We start from the raw sequence: 20,279 nt of genomic DNA on the forward strand, positions 1-20,279 counted from the left end.
TTTCATCAGGGCTGCGACTTTTACGACTGCCGGGAGGAGATCACGGCTTCGGCCGCTTCAATGAACCCCTGACCGCCTGGGCCGGTGGTAATCCAGTTCGGCGGCACGGGAATGTGCGGCAGATATTCCTTCACGGTGCTCATGCCGACCGTATGTTTGAAGAATGCGAACATGGGGGCGTCGTTTGTCGAGTCGCCGGTATAGAGCACGGTGTCGCGGTCATTTTCGATGTCGACACCGTAGGCTTCGGCCATGACACGACGTGTCATCGACAGCTTGTCGTATCCGCCGAACCAGCCGAGGACCCAGAGATTATTGATCGTGGCGTCTGCGCCGGCGCGTTGCAACTCGCGGAGGATATGTTCGCCGGCGGTCGGATCTGCGGGGCGCGAGAACGCGATGCTCGTGAGGCGGAAGACCTGATCGTCGGCCAATTGAGCGTTGGGGAAGGCGCTTCTGACGGCGCGGGCAGCGGCGTCGAGTCGTTCGGAGACCGGCTTGATCTCGGATTCGGGATGCCAATACTTCCGGACGATGCCGTGACCGTCGGGTGTGCGCTGAAGAAATATCCCGCCATTTTCGCCGATTACGCCGTCGACCGGCCACATGCGCGCCATTTGATCACACCATCCGGCGGGGGCGGCGGTGACAGGAATGACGCGTATGCCTGCTTTCTGCAACTTCTCCAGCGCGCAATACGTACCGGCCGCGAGTCTGCCCCGATAAGTCAGGGTTTCGTCCATGTCCGTGAGGACGAACCGGACATCCTTGAATTCGTTTGCGGCGGCGTCAGACAGGTGGCGCATGAGGTTCACGATCGGGGAGAGAGAAGGAGAGCCATTATGCAACTATCGACAAAACGCCGCCAGGCGGCGGCGCGGGCAAGGCAAAGCGTATGGGATGGAGGTGCGTTGATTGGAACGTTATGACCCGTGGGGCGGAAGTCAAGTCGATGCCACCCGGCAACAAGACCATCAAAATGCACTGAAGTGCCGGCATGAAGAATCTGGACCTCGAACTTTTGCGCACCTTCGTAGCTGTCGCCGATGCGCGCAGCTTCGCTGGTGCGGGCGTGCGTATTGGCCGCACTCAGGCGGCGGTCAGCCAGCAGATGCAGCGGCTCGAAGCACTCGTCGGCGTGCCGCTATTTCGCAGAGAGGCCGCAACAAGGTACTCACCTCTGGCGCGCTGCAACTGCTCGGTCATGCGCGCGAACTGCTAAGGATCAACGACGACGCGATCCATTCGGCTATCAGCGGTGCGCAGGCCGGCGTGCTGCTACGCACCTCGCCCACCGTGTGGATCTGCGCCTCGCAATATGAGCATGTGCCGCACGCGCCTATTCCCCTTGTGCTCGCCGACGAACCAAGCATCTTCGGCCGCCTCGCCATCGAAGCACTCGACGCCGTTCGCATGCGCTGGCGCAAGGCATACGTGGTGTCGAACCTGCTCGGCCCCGAACTACGCGTGCTCGGCGACAGCGATGGTCTTCCTCGATTGCCCGACGTGAACTACTACCTCTGAATTCGCCCGCACAGCACGAATTCGATTGCGCGCCAGGTGTTCGATCTGCTCTCGCGGGTGATGCCCGTGCAACGGAGGAAGGTCGTCACCGGCACGTCCGAGACACGCGCCTGAAATCCTTAAGTCACTGAGAAAAATACATAAGCGTTGGCGATATATTGCACGCCAACACTAACTCGCACGGTGAAAAAAGGTGTTTTAAAATCATGCCGTTACGCGCGTGAATCGCACACCGCTTTGAGCGGGCGGCGAGCTAAAGCACGCGGCAGGGAATATGTTTAGCAGGGATTCATGGTTTGAATCCGGGCCAAGCGCTCCAGTCGGTGGCTACTCGCATTGCCGGTTGTGTGCCGTAGTGGGAATGGCGTTCGTAACGACGAAGCTGAAAAACCTTGGCTTCGGCCAGCGAAGGACCTGCTACGTCACGCCGACGAGCAGATGACGCGCCGGTATGTCCGGCCCGCTGGTCATGCCAACTAAGTGAACCGTTTGCGGAACAGAACCGTTTTTTCGGAACAAAGAAAAACGGCCCCCATCGCTGGGAGCCGCTTTAAATTTGGTGGCGAATCAGGGACTCGAACCCCGGACCTGCGGATTATGATTCCGTCGCTCTAACCGACTGAGCTAATTCGCCGTAGAAGAAAGATTATAGGTAGAGCCCTATGGACTGTCAACATTTTTTTCGGGCCGATGAAAAGCGGTGCGAGAACGTCGTTGGGTGCGCCCCCTGAGCCGGCTGTGGAAAAGACAACGCCGGAACCCGAAGGTCCCGGCGTTGAGGATCCATTTCAACCTGACCGGCAGGTCACCCCATCAGTCGTTGGCGTAGATGTCGACGTCCTTGGTCTCCTTGATGAAGAGCATACCGATGACGAAGGTCACCAGCGCAATCACGATCGGGTACCAGAGGCCGGAGTAGATGTCACCCTTGGCGGCCACGATGGCGAAGGCCGTGGCCGGCAGGAAGCCGCCGAACCAGCCGTTACCGATGTGATACGGCAGCGACATCGATGTGTAGCGAATACGCGTCGGGAACATTTCCACCAGCATTGCCGCAATCGGACCGTACACCATCGTCACGAAGATCACGAGAATCGCCAGCAGGACCACGACCATCGGTTTGTTCATCTGCGCCGGGTCAGCCTTCGGTGGATAACCGTCAGCCTTGAGCGTGGCCGACATATCCGTCTCGAACGCCTTGGTCTTGTCCTTCGCGTCCGCCGCCTTGCCGTCCACCGACTGGATCACCTTGTCGCCAATCTTCACCGTCGTCATCGTGCCCGCCGGAGCGGCTTCGTTCTGATAGTTCAAACCAGCGCGCGACAGGTAGCTCTTCGCGATATCGCACGAGCTGGTGAACTTCGACGTGCCCACCGGGTTGAACTGGAACGAGCACTCGTTCGGATCGGCGATGACCGTGATCGGCGAGCGTGCGGTTGCCGCTTCGAGCGCCGGGTTGGCGTAGTGCGTGAGCGCCTTGAAGATCGGGAAATACAGTAGCGCAGCAAGCAGACAGCCGGCCATGATGATCGGCTTGCGGCCGATCTTGTCCGACAGCGCACCGAAGAACACGAAGAACGGACTGCCGATCAACAGGCCCAACGCCACCATGATGTTCGCGGTGTTGCCGTCGACCTTGAGCACCTGTGTCATGAAGAACAGCGAGTAGAACTGGCCCGTGTACCACACGACCGCCTGACCCGCCGTCAGACCGACCAGCGCCAGAATCACGATCTTCAGGTTCTTCCATTCGCCGAACGATTCCCGCAGCGGTGCCTTCGATCCCTTGCCCTCAGCCTTCATGCGCTGGAACGCCGGCGATTCGCTCAGTTGCAGACGAATCCACAGCGAGACCAGCAGCAGCACGATCGACAGCACGAAGGGAACACGCCAGCCCCACTCACCGAACGCCTCTTCACCCATCGCCATGCGGGTGCCGAGAATCACGAGCAGCGAGAGGAACAGACCCAGCGTGGCCGTCGTCTGAATCCACGACGTGTAGAAGCCGCGACGACCGTGCGGGGCGTGCTCGGCGACATACGTGGCGGCACCACCGTATTCCCCGCCGAGGGCCAGGCCCTGCAGCAAACGCATCGAAATGAAGATAACCGGTGCGGCAATCCCCCACGACGCATAGCCTGGTAACAGACCGACAACCAGCGTGGACAGACCCATCAATGTGATGGTGACGAGGAACGTGTACTTACGGCCAACCAGGTCACCGATGCGGCCGAACACAATGGCGCCGAACGGACGCACCGCGAAGCCCGCCGCAAACGACAGCAGCGTGAAGATGAATGCCGCGGTCGGATTGATGCCCGAGAAAAAGTGCCTGCTGATGAATGCGGCCAACGAACCGGCCAGATAAAAGTCGTACCACTCGAACACTGTGCCCAGCGACGACGCGAAGATGACCTTGCGTTCTTCTTTGGTCATCGGCGCATGCGTAGCGGCTGTCGTTGCAGTAGCCATGCGGTTGTCTCCTGTAATGTAAGCACGCCCCTGGATCGTGCCCGGGCCGTTGCAACTGATTATTGGAGCGCAACCTTACCGCCGTCTGACGCCAAACTGACTCGAACCTTACGCCGCTAGGGACTTACCCTCGACTTTGGGCGGAAATCGACCGCATTTCGCGTGTTTTCGTCACGCATGCGGGTTTTCGATAGGCGCGTCTGCAAGGGGTAATGTCACCCGAATGAGGGTGCCGGTTGCTTCGGGATGCTGCGCGTCGACATGGTCGAGCACGCTCACGTCGCCACGATGGATCTGCACGATCTCCCGCACGATGGCCAGCCCCAGGCCGCTGCCGTCGCTGTCGCTGCCGAGAATGCGATAGAAGCGCTCGAACACACGCGGACGCTCCGATGCCGGAATACCCGGCCCCGTGTCTTCGACCTCAAGATGAACGAAGCCGTCGGACGCCTCATGCCGCAGGCGAACCGTCACCTTGCCACCTGCCGGTGTGTAACGGATCGCGTTGTCGATCAGGTTGTTGAGCAACTCGCGCAGCATCACCGGCTGACCCGACAGATGCACGGGGAACGGCGGCTCCTCGAAGCCGAGGTCGATCCGTTTGGCGAAGGCCGCCTGGAACCAGTCCTGCATGGCGCTACGGGCGAGCACGCTGAGGTTGACCGGCGTGAAGGCGGCGGCGTCGTTCGCGCTGTTCTCCGCACGAGCCAGCGCCAGCAACTGATTCACAAGACGCGCCGCCTGCTCCGAACTCACCGCGATTTGCGAGAGCGAGCGGCGTAATTCGTCAGGCGATGTCTGGCGCAGGGCGAGTTCCGCCTGCATGCGCAGCCCGGCCAGCGGGGTCTTGAGCTGGTGGGCGGCGTCAGCGATAAAACGCTGCTGGAGTTTCATGTTCTGTTCGAGCCGTGCGAGCAGATCGTTGAGCGAACCGACGAGCGGCGCGATCTCCGGCGGCGCCTGGCGTGCTTCGAGTGGCGACAGATCGTCGGGACGCCGGGCGCGGATATGTTCCTGCAACGCATGCAGCGGTGCGAGACCGCGCGACAGACCAAACCAGACGAGCACGATAGCCAATGGCAGGATCACGAACTGCGGCAGGATCACGCCCTTGATGATCTCGTTCGCGAGTTGGCTGCGTTTGTCGAGCGTCTCTGCGACCTGCACGAGTGCCATGCTGCCCGGCGGCTCCATGCGGGGCAGATCGACGTAAGTGAACGCGACACGAATGTCGTTGCCGCCGACACTCTCGTCGCGAAACTGCACAACCCCCGGCTGCGGACGATCGTCTTCATGCGGCAAGGGCAGTTCCGCCGTGCCGGCCACGAGTTCCCCCTTCGCGCCAAGCACCTGAAAGTAGACGTTGTCGGTGGTGTCGGCGCGCAGCAGATCGCGTGCTGGCATGGGCAGTGTCAGCGTGACTTGTCCACGATCCGAATGGACTTGCTGCGCGAGGACGTAGGTGTTGGTCTCGAGCGCCCTGTCGAACGGACCATTGGCAATCGATTTTGCGACGAGATACGTCACGGCAATGCTCATCGGCCAGAGCAGCAGCAGCGGCGCGAGCATCCAGTCGAGGATCTCGCCGAAGAGCGAGCGCGGCGGGGGCTCGGCCTCATGCTCGAGCGGCGCGCCGAAGCCGGGACGCACGAATGGGTCGGCGTCCGGATCGAACGGATCGGTCGCGTCGGCGGGCGAGGTGGGCAACGTGTTGCCGCGTCTTGCGGACATGCCATGCGCCGCAGGCGGCGGGGAAGACGAGGCGTCCGGGTCCGCAGGGAGGGCGCGACGATGGTGGCGAAAGCTCAGACGCATCGGACGGGAAGACTAAAGAGGCTGGAACGGCTGACGCCGTATTCGGCGCACTAGGCCGCGTTCGCTGGCGTGGTGGCGGCCGGCTTCTCCAGACAATACCCCAACCCGCGGATCGTGGCGATGCGTACGCCGCTAGGCTCGATCTTCTTGCGCAGCCGATGCATGTATACCTCGATGGCGTTGTTGCTCACCTCTTCCCCCCAACCGCACAGATGGTCGACGAGTTGCTCCTTGGAGACGAGGCGGCCCGTGCGCAGCAGCAGGACTTCGAGCAATTCGAGTTCGCGGGCGGACAGGTCGAGCATCTGCTCATTGATATAGGCGGTGCGCCCGACCTGATCGAAACTGAGCGGGCCGTGACGGATGACCGTCGAGCCGCCGCCCGCGCCACGCCGGGTCAATGCGCGCACGCGTGCTTCGAGTTCGGCCAGTGCGAAAGGCTTGGCCATGTAATCGTCTGCGCCGAGATCGAGACCCTTGACGCGGGCGTCGACGCTGTCGGACGCGGTCAGAATCAACACGGGCAGATGGGAATTACGAGCGCGCAACCGGCGCAGGACTTCGTGACCGGGCAGACGAGGCAGACCGAGGTCGAGAATCAGCAGGTCGAACGTCTGGGCAGACAGCGCGGAGTCGGCTTCAAGCCCTGTCTTGACGTGATCGACGGCGTAGCCCCCCTGGCGCAGCGAGCGGGTCAGGGCGTCAGCCAGAATGCTGTCATCCTCTGCGATGAGAATTCGCATGGGCGTGATAGGCTTGTGTAGGCACCGGCGCCTGACGGCGGCGGTGTGTCTCCTGTGATGTTGCGGCGCGTGGTTCGCGGCTTTTTTTGTCGTTTCGGCGCTTTCGGACAACAGGCACTTGCAAAGAGCACTGTTTTTTTATACAGTACCAGCATTCACGCCTCACTCGAGCCGTCTCGCTCATCATATCAAAGGACGATTCATGGAAGAAAGCAAGAAAGGGTCTGCCAATCTGTCGGCCGAGAAAGGCAAGGCGCTTGCCGCCGCCCTCGCGCAGATCGAGAAGCAATTCGGCAAGGGCTCGATCATGCGTCTGGGCGACGGCGAGGTCGAAGCAGACATCCAAGTCGTCTCGACAGGCTCGCTGGGTCTGGACATCGCGCTTGGCGTGGGTGGCCTGCCGCGCGGTCGCGTAATCGAAATCTACGGCCCGGAATCGTCGGGTAAGACCACGCTCACGCTGCAAGTCGTGGCGGAAATGCAGAAAATCGGTGGCACCTGCGCGTTCATCGACGCAGAGCATGCCCTCGACGTCGGATATGCCAACAAGCTGGGCGTCTCGGTGCCGGAACTGCTGATCTCGCAGCCGGACACGGGCGAACAGGCACTGGAAATCGCCGACGCGCTGGTGCGTTCGGGCTCCATCGACCTCATCATCATCGACTCGGTCGCGGCGCTGGTGCCGAAGGCCGAAATCGAAGGTGAAATGGGCGACTCGCTGCCGGGGCTGCAAGCCCGTTTGATGTCTCAGGCCCTGCGTAAGCTGACCGGTACCATCAAGCGTACGAACAGCACGGTGATCTTCATCAACCAGATTCGTATGAAGATTGGTGTGATGTTCGGCAACCCGGAAACCACGACGGGCGGTAACGCGCTGAAGTTCTACTCGTCGGTGCGTCTGGACATTCGCCGTATCGGCTCGATCAAGAAGGGTGACGAGGTCGTCGGTAACGAAACTCGCGTCAAGGTCGTCAAGAACAAGGTTTCGCCGCCGTTCCGCGAAGCCATCTTCGACATCCTTTACGGTCAGGGGATCTCACGCGAAGGCGAAATCATCGATCTGGGCGTGAACGCCAAGATCGTTGAGAAGGCTGGCGCTTGGTACAGCTACAACGGCGAAAAGATCGGTCAGGGCAAGGACAACGCGCGCGAGTTCCTGCGTGAAAATCCGGATATCGCTCACGAGATCGAAAATAAGGTGCGTGCATCGCTCGGCGTGACGGCGATCAACGAGACCGGCGAGATCGAAGAAGAGGAAGACGAGGCCTGATAACCTCGTTTCGGAACGGCAACGCGAAGCCACTTGGCATCGCGTTGCCGTTTTTGCTTTCTAGCCCTTGCCTTGATTGCGCCACGATGACGTCATGATCAATCGCCGTCCTCCCCGAGACTCGAACGCACCGCCGCCCCCACCGGGCGACGAGGCCGTTTCGGTCAAGCGATCGCGCAAACCCGTGCTAAGCCTCAAGGCGCGTGCGTTGTCCTATCTGGCGCGCCGCGAATATAGCCGGACGGAGTTGCGTCGCAAGCTCGTGCCCTTTGCCGATGCCGAGGACCCCGAAGCGCTCGATCGTGTGCTCGACGCGCTCGAGCAGGAGCGCTGGCTGTCCAACGAACGATTTGCGGAAAGCGTGGTGAACCGGCGCGCATCGCGCCTGGGTACGACACGTATCGTCAACGAACTCAAGCAGCATCAGGTCGACGCCGAGACGGTCGCGGCGCTCACGGAACAGTTGCGCGGTACGGAACTGGCGCGCGCCCGCGTCGTATGGCAGAAGAAGTTCGGCGAGGTCGCCACCACGCCTGAAGCGCAGGCTAAGCAGATGCGCTTTCTCGCCTCACGGGGTTTTTCACGTACCGTTATCAGCAAAATTGTGCGTGGTGCCGATGAATTTTCGGACGACTTTTGACGCGTGTTCCATCGCTTTTCTGATAAATACGCGGCCATTCATCGATGAAGTGCCAACGACGGCCGCCCGTTGGCAATCCGCATGAATGTTGGCGTGACATGACAATGAATCTCGCGTGACACGTCGTGCCACAGTTATCGCGATATGGCGTTGCACCATGCGTTTGACGATCCCGCGATTTTGATAACCCGACCGATGGGTCGGGTAATTGGGCCATATGCGGCGGGCTTCTGCTGCACCGCGGCAGAGGTCGCCGTGGCCTATGCTAGAATCAAGATCTTTCTGCGTTCATGCATTGCACACTCTCGCATGCCGCTCTCTGAGCCCGCCCCTCGTACCCTGCGCCACCGCCGCACGATCGCTGTCGAAGCGTATTCGCGCGAGGATGGCCTATGGGACATCGAAGCCCGTCTGACCGATCATAAGGATCGGGATTTTGCATTGGCAACGGGACTTCGCAAGGAAGGCTCGCCGATTCACGAGCTTTGGCTGCGTCTGACGATCGATGAGAATTTCGAGGTGCATGACGCCGAGGCTGTCTCTGACTGGGTGCCGTATCCGGGGATTTGCGATCAGATCGGCCCTGAATATCGTCAGTTGATCGGACTTAACCTGCGGCGCGGTTTCCGGCACGCGGTCCGCGAGCGCCTTGGCGGCGCGTCGGGTTGCACTCATCTGACAGAGCTTTGCAGTGTCCTGCCGACGGCAGCGATTCAGGCCTTTGCCGGGGTGGTCATTGACACACCCGATACGGCGCTCAAGACCGCCAACGATGCCGATAATTCGGCACCTCCTTTCCAACTCGGACATTGTCACGCCTTGCGGTTTGATGGCGAGGCAGTGCGCCGGTTTTACCCGCGCTGGTTCAACGGCCGCGCAAACGATCGAGCGAACGAGCCCACGACGCCCGTCACAAAAGAAGCGGTGCGCGATGGCGCTTCGACTCGCAAGCTCGAACCCAAACTTCCAACTCAGCAAGAAGGGAATCACGCATGAAGATTCATGAGTATCAAGGCAAGGAAATCCTCCGAAAATTCGGAGTCGCGGTGCCCCGCGGCATTCCGGCGTTTTCCGTGGACGAGGCCGTGAAGGCAGCCGAGGAACTCGGCGGTCCGGTTTGGGTGGTCAAGGCCCAGATTCACGCAGGCGGTCGCGGTAAGGGCGGCGGCGTGAAGGTTGCCAAGTCGATCGAGCAAGTGCGCGAATACGCCAGCCAGATCCTCGGCATGCAACTGGTCACGCACCAGACCGGCCCGGAAGGTCAGAAGGTCAATCGCCTGCTGATTGAAGAAGGCGCCGACATCAAGAACGAACTGTACGTCAGCCTCGTGGTCGACCGCGTCTCGCAGAAGATCGTGATGATGGGTTCGAGCGAAGGCGGCATGGACATTGAAGAAGTTGCCGAAAAGCACCCGGAACTGATTCACAAGGTCATCATCGAGCCGTCCGTGGGTCTGACCGACGCACAAGCCGACGATCTGGCCAAGAAGATCGGCATCCCCGACGCTTCGATCCCGCAAGCCCGCACGATCCTGCAAGGTCTGTACAAGGCCTTCTGGGAAACCGACGCATCGCTGGCCGAAATCAACCCGCTGAACGTGAGCAGCAACGGCACGGTCACCGCCCTGGACGCCAAGTTCAACTTCGATTCGAACGCCCTGTTCCGTCACCCGGAAATCGTCGCCTACCGCGATTTGGACGAAGAAGATCCGGCTGAAGTCGAAGCCTCGAAGTTCGATCTGGCCTACATCTCGCTCGACGGCAACATCGGTTGTCTGGTGAACGGTGCCGGTCTGGCCATGGCCACGATGGACACCATCAAGCTGTTCGGCGGCGAGCCGGCGAACTTCCTGGACGTGGGCGGTGGCGCCACGACCGAGAAGGTCACCGAAGCGTTCAAGATCATGCTGAAGAACCCGAACCTGACCGCCATTCTGGTCAACATCTTCGGCGGCATCATGCGTTGCGATGTGATCGCCGAAGGCGTGATCGCAGCGTCGAAGGCCGTCTCGCTGAAGGTGCCGCTGGTCGTGCGCATGAAGGGCACGAACGAGGACCTGGGCAAGAAGATGCTCGCCGAATCCGGCCTGCCGATCATCTCTGCGGACAGCATGGAAGAAGCTGCCCAGAAGGTTGTCGCGGCTGCCGCAGGCAAGTAACCAGAACAGTCGAAGCCGCAGCGGCGTGCCGCCCCGAGGGGCTGTGCGAATGCTGCCCGGCAACCGGATGAAGGAAATCAAGCAATGTCGATTCTGATCAACAAAGATACTAAGGTCATCACCCAGGGTATCACTGGCAAAACCGGCCAGTTCCATACCCGCATGTGCCGCGAATACGCGAACGGCAAGAACGCGTTCGTCGCTGGCGTGAACCCGAAGAAGGCTGGCGAAGACTTCGAGGGCATTCCCATTTTCGGTTCGGTCAAGGACGCCAAGGCGCAGACCGGCGCTACCGTGTCGGTGATCTACGTGCCGCCCGCGGGCGCTGCCGCCGCCATCTGGGAAGCCGTTGAAGCCGACCTGGATCTGGCGATCTGTATCACGGAAGGTATCCCCGTTCGTGACATGATCGAAGTGAAGGACCGTATGCGTCGCGAAGGTCGCAAGACCCTGCTGCTCGGCCCGAACTGCCCGGGCGTGATCACGCCGGACGAACTGAAGATCGGCATCATGCCGGGTCACATCCACAAGAAGGGTCGCATCGGCGTGGTGTCGCGCTCGGGTACCCTGACGTACGAAGCCGTGGGCCAGCTGACCGCCCTGGGTCTGGGCCAGTCGACCGCTGTCGGTATCGGTGGCGACCCGATCAACGGTCTGAAGCACATCGATGTCATGCAGATGTTCAACGACGATCCGGACACGGACGCCGTCATCATGATCGGTGAAATCGGTGGTCCGGACGAAGCGACGGCTGCCGAGTGGATCAAGGGCAACATGAAGAAGCCGGTCGTCGGCTTCATCGCGGGCGTGACGGCGCCCCCGGGCAAGCGCATGGGCCACGCCGGCGCGCTGATCTCGGGCGGTGCCGATACGGCTGAAGCCAAGCTGGAAATCATGGATGCCTGCGGTATCAAGGTGACCCGTAATCCGTCGGAAATGGGCCGTCTGCTCAAGGCAGCGCTGTAATTCCCGCCGGATGACTGCATGACGGCCGCAGGAATCGGCGGCCGTGCAATCGGTCAGTAAAGAGGGAGCCCAGAGCATCGGGCTCCCTTTTTTGTTATTGCTTTTCTCAAATCATTCGTTTCATTCGTTCCCGAGGATATTCCCGCCATGCTTGCGTTTTTTGCCGAGCTGAACTGGGCCGCAGTCCTGCAGATCATCATGATCGACATCCTGCTGGGTGGCGACAATGCCGTGGTGATCGCGCTCGCCTGTCGCAACCTGCCGGCCAAGCAACGTCTGCAGGGGGTGATGTGGGGGACGGTTGGCGCAATCGTGCTGCGCGTGATCCTGATCGCGTTCGCCGTGACGCTGCTCGCGGTGCCGTATCTCAAGGCACTGGGCGGGCTGCTACTGCTCTGGATCGGTATCAAGCTGCTGGTGCCCGACCAGGACGCCCACGACAGCGTGAAACCGGCCGACAAGCTCTGGACCGCCGTCAAGACCATCATCGTGGCCGATCTGGTGATGAGCGTCGATAACGTGATCGCGATTGCCGGCGCGGCAGAAGGCGCCGCCGATCATCATCAATTGCCGCTCGTGATCTTCGGCCTGCTTGTGAGCATTCCACTGATCGTCTGGGGATCGCAACTGGTGCTCAAGGCGCTCGACCGCTTTCCGTTCATCGTCATCGCCGGTGCCGCACTGCTGGGCTGGATTGCGGGCGGTCTGATCGTCTCCGATCCGGGCGTCGGCCACCTGCTGCATCTGCCGGGAGCCGCAGCCGAATACACGCATTACGTGGCGTCCGGCATGGGTGCCGCGTTGGTCGTGGTGGTCGGACTCGTACTCAAGCGACGTAGCGAGGCACGTCAATTGCGTGCAACCTCTTCGAAATAATCGAGTCCATTGCGCAGATCGTTGCTCTCGGTTGACGGTGGATTGTCCGCGAAGATTGCTCCCCGATCGGACGAATCGTCCTGGCTCAGGCTAGGATGATTCTCTCCACCCGTACGGCTCCGCCCGATATTGATCTGCGGCAGGGCGCTTGCCGTTGGGGCTGTGGCATACTCCGCCCACTTCCCCCCGATGTCCCTTTTGTTTTCATTGTTTTCGCAGGGAGTTACACAATGCGTCGTTTCGGCCACCGGACCACCGGTATCGCCAAGTCTCGGGGTTTCACCCTGATCGAGCTGATGATCGTGCTGGCGATCATCGGCGTGTTGGTCACGGCAGGGGTTCCGTATCTGCAGAATTATCTGGTGCGCGCACGCGTAGTCGAAGGGTTGGGGGTTGCGGCCTCCGCCAAGGCACTCGTGAGCGAGAATGCCATGCATGGTGCGCCGTTCAATAGCGGCTGGCAGGCACCGAGCGCGACCGATAACGTGAACTCGGTGAGCATCGACTCCGTGAGCGGTAACGTGACGATCGCCTACACGCAACGTGCGGGCGACGGCGCCATCGTGCTGGTGCCCACGAGCGCGGGTGCCGACGGTGCGCCCAAGGCACTGACGGCGGGCAAGGCGCCTGAAGGTCAGATCGTATGGACGTGTTACGCACAAGGCCGCGAAGGCGCGCCGAACGGTGCGACGTTGCCGGCCAAAATGGCACCGCCGGAGTGCCGCGGCACCGCGTCCAAGGGGGCCTGAATCCGGTCTGCAGGCGGTCGTGGCGCATCACCCATCGTTATGCGCCCGACCTTCTGAGACCATGGATTCATTGACGGCGTATTCGCGCGCGTCAGGCACGAAATGGCTGCCCCCGGGGCGGCCATTTTTCGTTATGCTTGCGCATCTTCCAACCGGTGCAGTGCACGGCGGCGATCTTGTTTCCTCCTTTGCTTCTCTCGATGATCGGGCTCACGGTAGCCCTGATCTGGGCCTTGCCCTATAACCTCGTCAAGCACACATACCCAATTTCCACGTTCTATGCGGAAGCGTTGACGTTTTCGCTCTTCGGCGTACTCGGCTTGCTCGCGATGATTGCCGCGTGGCAACGCGACACTCGGGTGCTGCGTATGCCGCGCGTCACCTGGACGCCGTTTGCGTTCGTGGCGGTCATTCTTATGCAACGTGCCACGATGCCAACCGAGCTGCCGCAACTGATGATGACGGCATTGCTCTACGGCGTGGCCATGATTGTGGCGGTAAGCGCAGGCTTTTGGCTCGCGCAACTTGGCTGGCGCAACGTACTGATGCGATGGAGTGCCGTGGCGCTCACGCTCGGCGGGCTGTATGCGGTGGGTGCGCAGGTTCTGCAGGCATTTCATCTGGAAGGCAACGTGCCATGGCTGGTGGCCAGGTACTCCGTGACGGCCGCCCGGCGACTGTTCGGCAATATGTACCAGCCGAATCATCTGGCGACGTATTTGTCGCTCGCGAACGCGGGCGCATTCTATCTCTGGTATCAACGCAAGCTGCCCGCCTGGTTCTGGCTGGCCGCTTGCGCCGCGTTCGATATCGGCATCTGTCTGACCGGGTCGCGCACGCCGTGGCTGCAACTGGCGCTGCTCTCGGCGTCGGGCTTATGGCTCGTGTGGATGGAGCGTACCGAGCCGACGCGCACCATGCGCCGCTCGATGCGATGGTTCGTGCCGGCCGCGATCCTGCCCCTGCTCGCGCTGATGACGATGTTCGTCGGCTGGGCAAATGTGGCCTGGGGATTGCAGCTCGACGGCAGTGCGGTGGCCCGCATGCAGCAGGCGGGGCAAGTGACGGGGCGCCTGAACCTGTGGGAGTACGGTCTGGCGATCTTCCGCGAGCACTGGTGGTTGGGGGCGGGGTGGTCGAATTACATCGACGCGCAGTTTGCGCTGGTCGATAAGCTCGGCCCGGTCGAGATGGCCGACAACGCCCACAACGTGTTGCTCGATTTGCTCGCGAAGACCGGCATCATCGGCACGTTGGCGATCCTGGCGCCGCTGGCGTTCTGGTGCGTGCGCGCCGTGCGCGGCATCAAAACGCCACCGATCGCGCTCGCGTTCGTTCTGCTCGGCATGCTTGCCGTGCACGCTATGCTGGAGTATCCGCAGCACTATGCATTCTTCCTGCTGCCTGCCATGTTCCTGCTCGGTTTTTGCGAGACGAAGCCGATCGACAGTGTGTCGCCGACTGCGACCGGTGCCATCAACGGCGTGGTCCTGCTGTTTGCGTGCGTAGCGATTCCCTGGCTCTATCACGACTATCAGCGCGTCGAGGTGGCGTATCGCGCTGGCAAGATCGACACGTATCGCACCGATCCCGCGCTTTTCTTCGCACCGTACGGTGACTACGCGGTCACAGGGGCCTTGTTCCTGGGGCGCGATCAGCTCGACGAAAAGCTGGTCGCGCATCGCGAAGCATTGGCGCTGGGTGCCGGACCGACGATGATCAAGCGTTATATCGTGCTGCTCGCCATCGCAGGACGCGACGACGAAGCGCTGGAAGACATTCGCCGTCTGAAGAACTACAACTCGGCGACTTTCGAAGGCCAATACGCCTCACTGGTCCGCATGTTGCGGGCCCAGGGCGATGATTTGGCGCCTTTCGTCAAACGGGTGATCGAGGTGTGGGGCCGTCCGAAGGGGGATGCGGACGACGACGCGATGGAGTCTCCGCAAGGGAAGTCGCGCCAGTTGTCGTAGTCACATCGATGACGCGGGCGTATTGCTTTCCGGTATTTCCCATCATTTCCCATCGAAGGCTCAGGCTTCGGGGGTGTCGCTCTCCTGATCTGTCTCTTCACTGCGGGCCCAGAAGAAGCGGTCGGGGAAATGGCGTCCCATGCCCGGACGAAACGCATTCTCCAGCACCTGCTGTAAATACTCCTGTGCTTCGCGTACCGCCTCGGGCACGGCAAGGCCATTGGCGAGCATTGCGGTGACGGCGGCCGCCAGCGTGTCGATGGCGCCAGCCACGTTGTGGGGTGGACGATCCCAGGCGTCTTCGCGCACGACGCCGCCGTCGGCATAGAGCGTGTGCGTGAATTGCGGCGCGTTGCTGTCGCTCACCAGAACGAACTCGCAGCCGTTCTCCAGCAGGATGGAGACCGCTTCGTCGAGCGAAAGATTCTCATTTTCCGTGACGGTCTGCGCCAGTGCAACGGCGCTGGCCGGGCTCACGACAAGTACACTGGCCTGCGGCACGAGGAGGTTGGCTGTAGCTTCGCGCAATTCGTCGGCCGAGAGCAGATGCTCCCCTGCCAATCCGAAATCGGGCGCTACAACGAGGGGTGTCTCGTCGTAATCGGCCACGATCTCGGCGATGGCCGCGACGTTTTCGGCGTTGATGGCGCTCCCGACCTTGAAGGCGGCGACGGGCATGTCCTCGAGCAGCATGCGCGCCTGGTCGGCGATCCAGTCCGGATCGATCGGTTGCACTTCATCGCAAGTGCGTGAGTCCTGGGAGGAGTAGCCGGTGAGCACCGACACGCCATAACCGCCCATGCTGGCGAAGGTGAGCAGGTCGGCCTGCACGCCAGTTGCCGAAGTGGGATCGGAGAGTCCGAAGGTCAGGAGAATAGGAGGGGATTCAGTGTGCATGGAGGCAGGATAGACGGCGATCTGGTCAGGCCTTGGGTTCGTTGGTACCATCACGCCTTAAATGCCCGTTTCGGAGCGCTGAAAAGCGCCGTGGGCGCCACCTGTCCGGACAATGCACCGGCCAAGGTTCCCACAACACCGCACGACATCTCTGCCGGCGGGGCCCGAAGCGGTTGACAAGCCATTGTAACGGAACGCTCGTCGCTGAAGAAAGAATGGAATACAAGAGCTGGATGTGCCTCATTTGCGGTTGGATTTACGACGAAGAGGCAGGTTTGCCCGACGAGGGTATTGCACCCGGTACACGCTGGGAAGACGTACCCATCAACTGGACCTGCCCCGAGTGCGGTGCGCGCAAGGAAGACTTCGAGATGGTGCAGATCTGAGGCTGGGCGGCTCAGCCGCCTGTTTCTCCGAGATCCCCGCGCGTTTGCCGCGTTCTCCGATGTCTCCGAGCCCCATTAAGCCGTCTGTACGGCACTGTGCTCGGCGATCCGCCCGGCCATCGGCCGGGCCGGTGACGCGGCGGACCTCCCGCCCGAATTCACGAAGACCGGCCGCATGGCCAGGAGATGGCCTATGGTGACGCCGCAAACGCCTTCCGACACCACCATCAATACCCCCGGCGCGTCTGCGCGTGAGGCGCGTGACACGGCCCCCTTGTGGCGTTTGCCCGAGGTGGCGGAAGCGCTGACCGAAGCGTCCGACGCCTGGTCGAACGGCCCGGCCGCTGCGCTCGGGCCGTTGCGACGCGCCAATCGTCTGCTCCAGTCGAGCGGCCACGCCGATTGGGCGCTGCACGGCGAGCGCCTTGTCCAGGCGATTGCCGAGGCGGCGTATGGGCAGCTGGGCAGTCAGGACGCGCAGCGCAACGCGCTGCGTCAGTTCGAGCGCGACATCTGGCAGGCGGGGGCCACTCCTGCCGCCGCACCTGCCTCGGCAGACACCGCTGCCGCTGCCGAAAGCTGGTCCGGTGCGCCATCGCCGGGAGAGCTTCGGATGGCCGGATGGGCGATTGCGCCCCCGCGCCTGCACGGGCTGCCTGCCGGTACGGCGCCGTTGCGCGCCGACGTCGAGCGAGTCCTGTTGCGCCTGTTGCGTCCCGATGCGGACGCGACCGACACCACGGCGGCGCTGGCGCAACTGGCCGATCTCGCCGCCGATCTCCACCGTGCCGGGGCGACGGCACCGCTCGATTACTGGCGTCTGGCCGCGGCGTGGCTGCGGTTCGCGCGTGCCCCGCTGAGTTTGGCCGACAAACGCCAGATCGGGCGGATGAATCTGGCGCTGCGCAAGCAACTGGCCCGCCCCAGTGGGCCGGGGGACGCAACGCCAGCGTCCGCAACGGCCGGCGCCAGCGGGAAGGGGGCCAACGAGGTGGTGCCCGGACACGATCTGCTCGAAGCGCTGGCGACGTGGCATGCGCAGGCGCCAGATAGCTGGCTGGGCACGCTGCTGGCCGACTTCGGCGTGTTGCGCCGCCCTGGCGGGCGTCTACCCGAACCCTTGGCCGACGCCGTACAAGTGGCGCAGAAACAGGGCGCGGGCAGCAGTTCGCGCGACTGGCTGCGCATTGGTCCGTTGGCGGTACGGCAGGACGTTTGTCAGACGTTCCTCAGTCTCGCCGATGAGGCGCTTCCGAATTTGAACGATCCGGCGGTGGCCGCGAAGGTCGCGGAATACTCCGCAGCTATCGGACTGGCACCTGTCGCGCGGCTCGCGGCAGCGGTGGCCGCGACGGGCGAGCGACTCGCGGTTTCGCCGCCTGCGGAGCCGGGCGGTCCGGCGGCGCTGGCGATGACCGTCAAGGCATTGCGTGGCATGCTTCACCAGTTTGCGGCTGACACGTATCCGGAATCGCGCCCGGACCTGATTGCCGACATGGCAATGTGGCGGGAGCGTGCGCTGGATGCCAGTATATTCGGGCAGCGGCTCGTCACCGGGCGCGACGTTCCGTGATAAAGTCGGCGCAAAGGTCGCCTTTGGCGGCCGATCGCCGTACCACGATGCGGAAAATGTTCGTCCGCTGACCGGCCGCAGGCAGGTGCTGCGAGCTCGCGCGGGAGCCATACCCTGCTGCGGAGTGCGACACCGAGCGGCAGACCGTCAAACAGGTTCCGATAAACTTTGGCCCTATGCCGAACGACCGTATCAATCTCACGAATCAGTTCCTTATCGCCATGCCGGGCATGGCCGATCCGACGTTTTCCGGCACCGTCGTGTACCTGTGCGAGCACAGCGAAAAGGGTGCGATCGGGCTGGTCATCAATCGTCCGACCGACATCGATCTGCAATCGCTCTTCGAGCGCCTCGATCTGAAGCTGGAAATCGACCCCCTTGCGCATCAGCCGGTGTTCTTTGGCGGTCCGGTGCAGACCGAGCGCGGCTTCGTGCTGCACGAGTCGACCGGCACAACGTACAGCTCGTCGCTGTCGGTGCCAGGCGGCCTTGAGATGACGACGTCGAAAGACGTGCTCGAAGCCGTGGCCAACGGACAGGGACCGAGCCGCTTTCTGCTGACGCTCGGGCACTCGGGCTGGGGGGCGGGGCAACTGGAAGACGAGATCGGCCGCAATGGCTGGCTGACCGTCGCCGCCGAGCCAGGCATCGTGTTCGAAGTGCCGCCGGCCGAACGCTTCGACGCAGCGCTTGCGCTACTCGGCGTAACGTCGTCGATGCTCTCCGCCGACGCAGGTCACGCATGACGGCTGGCAGTGCCACGGTACTCGCCTTCGATTACGGCGAGCGCCGGATCGGCGTGGCGATCGGCAATCTCATGCTGCGCGAGGCCCGCGCGCTCACCGTTCTTGCCAATCTCAATCGCGAAGTCCGGTTCGCCGAGACCGGCAAGCTCATTGCCGAATGGCAGCCTGAGCTTATCGTCGTCGGACTGCCGTGCCATCCTGACGGCACGCCGCACGCGATGACCCAGCAAGCCAAACGTTTCGGAAATCAACTCAACGGACGATTCGACGTGCCGGTCGTGTGGGTCGACGAACGCTACTCGTCGGTCGCCGCTGCGGCGGCGCTGGCCGAGGCGGGCGTCAAGGTCTCTCAAAAGACATCGCTCGACGCCGAAGCCGCTCGCATCATCCTCCAGCAGTACTTCGACGAGCATGTACCTGCCTGAGCGCCTGACCGGCATCACGCCCGACAGTCTTCTGCGTGCCGCCGCCGTACAGCGCCGCGTCGGCACGGAGTCTTCCCTGCATGGCTAACGGAATCCTCGGGCGACGCGGCCACCCCCAGCTCAACCGCCACGGTGAATTGAAGCACTTGCTGACGGTGGAGGGGCTGCCGCGCGCCGTGCTGACACACATTCTCGACACCGCCACGCAGTTCGTCGGCGTGAACGATGCCGACGTGAAGAAGGTGCCATTGCTCAGCGGCAAGTCGGTCTTCAACCTCTTCTTCGAGAATTCGACACGTACGCGGACGACGTTTGAGATCGCGGCAGCGCGCCTGTCGGCCGATGTGCTGAATCTGAATATCAACGCGTCGTCGACGAGCAAGGGTGAAACGTTGCTCGATACCATCGGCAACCTGTCGGCGATGCATGCGGACCTGTTCGTCGTGCGTCACGCGCAGTCGGGCGCGCCTTACCTGATTGCCGAGCATTGCGCGCCGCGTGTGCATGTCATCAACGCAGGCGACGGGCGTCACGCGCACCCCACGCAAGGCTTGCTCGACATGTACACGATTCGCCATCACAAGGGCGAATTTCAGAACCTGACGGTCGCGATCGTGGGCGACATTCTGCATTCGCGCGTGGCGCGTTCCGACATTCATGCGCTCACGACGTTAGGCGTGCCGGAAGTGCGCGCCATCGGCCCGCGCACCCTCTTGCCCACGGGGCTTGAGCAACTCGGCGTGCGCGTGTTTCACGACATGGACGAAGGGCTTCGCGATGTGGACGTCGTCATCATGTTGCGTTTGCAGAACGAGCGGATGAGCGGTGCCTTGCTGCCGTCCGCCGCCGAGTACTTCAAGTATTACGGCCTGACCCCGGAGCGCCTTGCATTGGCCAGGTCCGATGCCATCGTCATGCATCCCGGCCCGATGAACCGTGGCGTGGAGATCGACTCGGCGGTCGCAGACGGCCCGCAGTCGGTTATTCTTGGACAAGTGTCGTTCGGCATCGCCGTGCGCATGGCGGTGATGAGCATCGTCGCCGCAAACCACGGGTAGGCGCGCC

20 protein-coding genes and 1 tRNA gene are annotated in these 20,279 nt (G+C 62.2%); 15 read left to right on the forward strand and 6 right to left on the reverse strand.

What is annotated here, in order from left to right; translation table 11 throughout:
* Positions 1 to 20: 20 nt before the first annotated feature.
* The gene (locus PHO31112_RS09220; RefSeq protein WP_150620247.1) at positions 21 to 806 is read right to left on the reverse strand and encodes an HAD-IIB family hydrolase; all 786 of its coding nucleotides are present in this window, start codon (positions 804 to 806) and stop codon (positions 21 to 23) included.
* A 191-nt stretch (positions 807 to 997) separates the two neighbouring features.
* Here PHO31112_RS09220 and PHO31112_RS27510 point away from each other — a divergent pair, with 191 nt between their 5' ends.
* Positions 998 to 1,222 carry a LysR family transcriptional regulator gene (locus PHO31112_RS27510; protein WP_281355089.1) on the forward strand — a complete coding sequence of 75 codons (225 nt, stop codon included), beginning with the start codon at positions 998 to 1,000 and terminating at the stop codon, positions 1,220 to 1,222.
* A 50-nt stretch (positions 1,223 to 1,272) separates the two neighbouring features.
* The gene (locus PHO31112_RS27515) at positions 1,273 to 1,524 is read left to right on the forward strand and encodes a LysR family transcription regulator (protein WP_246178001.1); all 252 of its coding nucleotides are present in this window, start codon (positions 1,273 to 1,275) and stop codon (positions 1,522 to 1,524) included.
* A gap of 557 nt (positions 1,525 to 2,081) precedes the next feature.
* Here the strand turns inward: PHO31112_RS27515 and PHO31112_RS09230 are convergent.
* From PHO31112_RS09230 to PHO31112_RS09245, 4 genes are all read right to left on the reverse strand, one after another.
* A tRNA-Met gene (locus PHO31112_RS09230) sits at positions 2,082 to 2,158 on the reverse strand.
* A 179-nt stretch (positions 2,159 to 2,337) separates the two neighbouring features.
* Positions 2,338 to 3,996, reverse strand: coding sequence for an MFS transporter (locus PHO31112_RS09235; protein WP_150620248.1), 1,659 nt, complete (start codon positions 3,994 to 3,996; stop codon positions 2,338 to 2,340).
* Positions 3,997 to 4,167: 171 nt separating this feature from the next.
* Positions 4,168 to 5,727 (reverse strand): sensor histidine kinase, encoded by a 1,560-nt coding sequence (locus PHO31112_RS09240; protein WP_425495170.1) that lies wholly within the window; start codon positions 5,725 to 5,727, stop codon positions 4,168 to 4,170.
* A 134-nt stretch (positions 5,728 to 5,861) separates the two neighbouring features.
* The gene (locus tag PHO31112_RS09245; RefSeq protein WP_010804053.1) at positions 5,862 to 6,554 is read right to left on the reverse strand and encodes a response regulator transcription factor; all 693 of its coding nucleotides are present in this window, start codon (positions 6,552 to 6,554) and stop codon (positions 5,862 to 5,864) included.
* 202 nt (positions 6,555 to 6,756) lie between these two features.
* On the opposite strand from PHO31112_RS09245, the gene recA reads away from it, so the two are divergent.
* From recA to PHO31112_RS09285, 8 genes are all read left to right on the forward strand, one after another.
* The gene (recA, locus tag PHO31112_RS09250) at positions 6,757 to 7,824 is read left to right on the forward strand and encodes a recombinase RecA (protein WP_150620250.1); all 1,068 of its coding nucleotides are present in this window, start codon (positions 6,757 to 6,759) and stop codon (positions 7,822 to 7,824) included.
* A 94-nt stretch (positions 7,825 to 7,918) separates the two neighbouring features.
* Positions 7,919 to 8,464: a recombination regulator RecX gene (gene recX / locus PHO31112_RS09255; RefSeq protein WP_150620251.1), complete on the forward strand. Its 546-nt coding sequence runs from the start codon at positions 7,919 to 7,921 to the stop codon at positions 8,462 to 8,464.
* Between the two features lie 309 nt (positions 8,465 to 8,773).
* Complete coding sequence (locus tag PHO31112_RS09260; RefSeq protein ID WP_150620376.1) at positions 8,774 to 9,460, forward strand: DUF2889 domain-containing protein; 687 nt, start codon at positions 8,774 to 8,776, stop codon at positions 9,458 to 9,460.
* Entirely contained in the window at positions 9,457 to 10,623 is a 1,167-nt protein-coding gene (gene sucC, locus PHO31112_RS09265) for an ADP-forming succinate--CoA ligase subunit beta (protein WP_150585619.1), read from the forward strand. The genes PHO31112_RS09260 and sucC overlap by 4 nt, the downstream gene beginning before the upstream one ends.
* Positions 10,624 to 10,707: 84 nt before the next feature.
* Positions 10,708 to 11,589 (forward strand): succinate--CoA ligase subunit alpha, encoded by an 882-nt coding sequence (sucD, locus tag PHO31112_RS09270; protein ID WP_010804058.1) that lies wholly within the window; start codon positions 10,708 to 10,710, stop codon positions 11,587 to 11,589.
* Positions 11,590 to 11,736: 147 nt separating this feature from the next.
* Positions 11,737 to 12,465, forward strand: a complete 729-nt coding sequence (locus PHO31112_RS09275; protein WP_150620252.1) for a TerC family protein — start codon at positions 11,737 to 11,739, stop codon at positions 12,463 to 12,465.
* A gap of 230 nt (positions 12,466 to 12,695) precedes the next feature.
* Complete coding sequence (locus PHO31112_RS09280) at positions 12,696 to 13,214, forward strand: pilin (protein ID WP_150620253.1); 519 nt, start codon at positions 12,696 to 12,698, stop codon at positions 13,212 to 13,214.
* A 176-nt stretch (positions 13,215 to 13,390) separates the two neighbouring features.
* Positions 13,391 to 15,187: a Wzy polymerase domain-containing protein gene (locus PHO31112_RS09285; RefSeq protein WP_150620254.1), complete on the forward strand. Its 1,797-nt coding sequence runs from the start codon at positions 13,391 to 13,393 to the stop codon at positions 15,185 to 15,187.
* Positions 15,188 to 15,247: 60 nt separating this feature from the next.
* On the opposite strand, the gene thiD is transcribed toward PHO31112_RS09285, so the two are convergent.
* On the reverse strand, positions 15,248 to 16,084 hold the full coding sequence (gene thiD / locus PHO31112_RS09290) for a bifunctional hydroxymethylpyrimidine kinase/phosphomethylpyrimidine kinase (RefSeq protein ID WP_150620255.1): 837 nt from the start codon (positions 16,082 to 16,084) through the stop codon (positions 15,248 to 15,250).
* Between the two features lie 215 nt (positions 16,085 to 16,299).
* Between thiD and PHO31112_RS09295 the strand changes: the two genes are divergently transcribed.
* The 5 genes from PHO31112_RS09295 to PHO31112_RS09315 all read left to right on the forward strand — a co-directional run bounded on the left by PHO31112_RS09295 (position 16,300) and on the right by PHO31112_RS09315 (position 20,272).
* Complete coding sequence (locus tag PHO31112_RS09295; protein ID WP_006400971.1) at positions 16,300 to 16,470, forward strand: rubredoxin; 171 nt, start codon at positions 16,300 to 16,302, stop codon at positions 16,468 to 16,470.
* 193 nt (positions 16,471 to 16,663) lie between these two features.
* Entirely contained in the window at positions 16,664 to 18,043 is a 1,380-nt protein-coding gene (locus PHO31112_RS09300) for a hypothetical protein (protein WP_150620256.1), read from the forward strand.
* Between the two features lie 176 nt (positions 18,044 to 18,219).
* Positions 18,220 to 18,789 (forward strand): YqgE/AlgH family protein, encoded by a 570-nt coding sequence (locus PHO31112_RS09305; RefSeq protein WP_150620257.1) that lies wholly within the window; start codon positions 18,220 to 18,222, stop codon positions 18,787 to 18,789.
* Positions 18,786 to 19,214 (forward strand): Holliday junction resolvase RuvX, encoded by a 429-nt coding sequence (gene ruvX, locus PHO31112_RS09310; RefSeq protein WP_010804065.1) that lies wholly within the window; start codon positions 18,786 to 18,788, stop codon positions 19,212 to 19,214. The genes PHO31112_RS09305 and ruvX overlap by 4 nt, the downstream gene beginning before the upstream one ends.
* 80 nt (positions 19,215 to 19,294) lie before the next feature.
* Positions 19,295 to 20,272, forward strand: a complete 978-nt coding sequence (locus tag PHO31112_RS09315; RefSeq protein WP_150620258.1) for an aspartate carbamoyltransferase catalytic subunit — start codon at positions 19,295 to 19,297, stop codon at positions 20,270 to 20,272.
* Positions 20,273 to 20,279 lie beyond the last annotated feature (7 nt).

It is taken from the genome of Pandoraea horticolens (genome assembly GCF_902459555.1).
Classification (GTDB): Bacteria; Pseudomonadota; Gammaproteobacteria; order Burkholderiales; family Burkholderiaceae; genus Pandoraea; species Pandoraea horticolens.

Bases quoted from the DNA above. Each gene is read 5' to 3' on its own strand.
- PHO31112_RS09220 (WP_150620247.1), bottom strand. From the start codon at position 806: ATGCGCCACCTGTCTGACGCCGCCGCAAACGAATTCAAGGATGTCCGG.
- PHO31112_RS27510 (WP_281355089.1), top strand. From the start codon at position 998: ATGAAGAATCTGGACCTCGAACTTTTGCGCACCTTCGTAGCTGTCGCC.
- PHO31112_RS09235 (WP_150620248.1), bottom strand. From the start codon at position 3,996: ATGGCTACTGCAACGACAGCCGCTACGCATGCGCCGATGACCAAAGAA.
- PHO31112_RS09240 (WP_425495170.1), bottom strand. From the start codon at position 5,727: ATGTCCGCAAGACGCGGCAACACGTTGCCCACCTCGCCCGCCGACGCG.
- PHO31112_RS09245 (WP_010804053.1), bottom strand. From the start codon at position 6,554: ATGCGAATTCTCATCGCAGAGGATGACAGCATTCTGGCTGACGCCCTG.
- recA (WP_150620250.1), top strand. From the start codon at position 6,757: ATGGAAGAAAGCAAGAAAGGGTCTGCCAATCTGTCGGCCGAGAAAGGC.
- recX (WP_150620251.1), top strand. From the start codon at position 7,919: ATGATCAATCGCCGTCCTCCCCGAGACTCGAACGCACCGCCGCCCCCA.
- PHO31112_RS09260 (WP_150620376.1), top strand. From the start codon at position 8,774: ATGCCGCTCTCTGAGCCCGCCCCTCGTACCCTGCGCCACCGCCGCACG.
- sucC (WP_150585619.1), top strand. From the start codon at position 9,457: ATGAAGATTCATGAGTATCAAGGCAAGGAAATCCTCCGAAAATTCGGA.
- sucD (WP_010804058.1), top strand. From the start codon at position 10,708: ATGTCGATTCTGATCAACAAAGATACTAAGGTCATCACCCAGGGTATC.
- PHO31112_RS09275 (WP_150620252.1), top strand. From the start codon at position 11,737: ATGCTTGCGTTTTTTGCCGAGCTGAACTGGGCCGCAGTCCTGCAGATC.
- PHO31112_RS09280 (WP_150620253.1), top strand. From the start codon at position 12,696: ATGCGTCGTTTCGGCCACCGGACCACCGGTATCGCCAAGTCTCGGGGT.
- thiD (WP_150620255.1), bottom strand. From the start codon at position 16,084: ATGCACACTGAATCCCCTCCTATTCTCCTGACCTTCGGACTCTCCGAT.
- PHO31112_RS09295 (WP_006400971.1), top strand. From the start codon at position 16,300: ATGGAATACAAGAGCTGGATGTGCCTCATTTGCGGTTGGATTTACGAC.
- PHO31112_RS09300 (WP_150620256.1), top strand. From the start codon at position 16,664: ATGGTGACGCCGCAAACGCCTTCCGACACCACCATCAATACCCCCGGC.
- PHO31112_RS09305 (WP_150620257.1), top strand. From the start codon at position 18,220: ATGCCGAACGACCGTATCAATCTCACGAATCAGTTCCTTATCGCCATG.
- ruvX (WP_010804065.1), top strand. From the start codon at position 18,786: ATGACGGCTGGCAGTGCCACGGTACTCGCCTTCGATTACGGCGAGCGC.
- PHO31112_RS09315 (WP_150620258.1), top strand. From the start codon at position 19,295: ATGGCTAACGGAATCCTCGGGCGACGCGGCCACCCCCAGCTCAACCGC.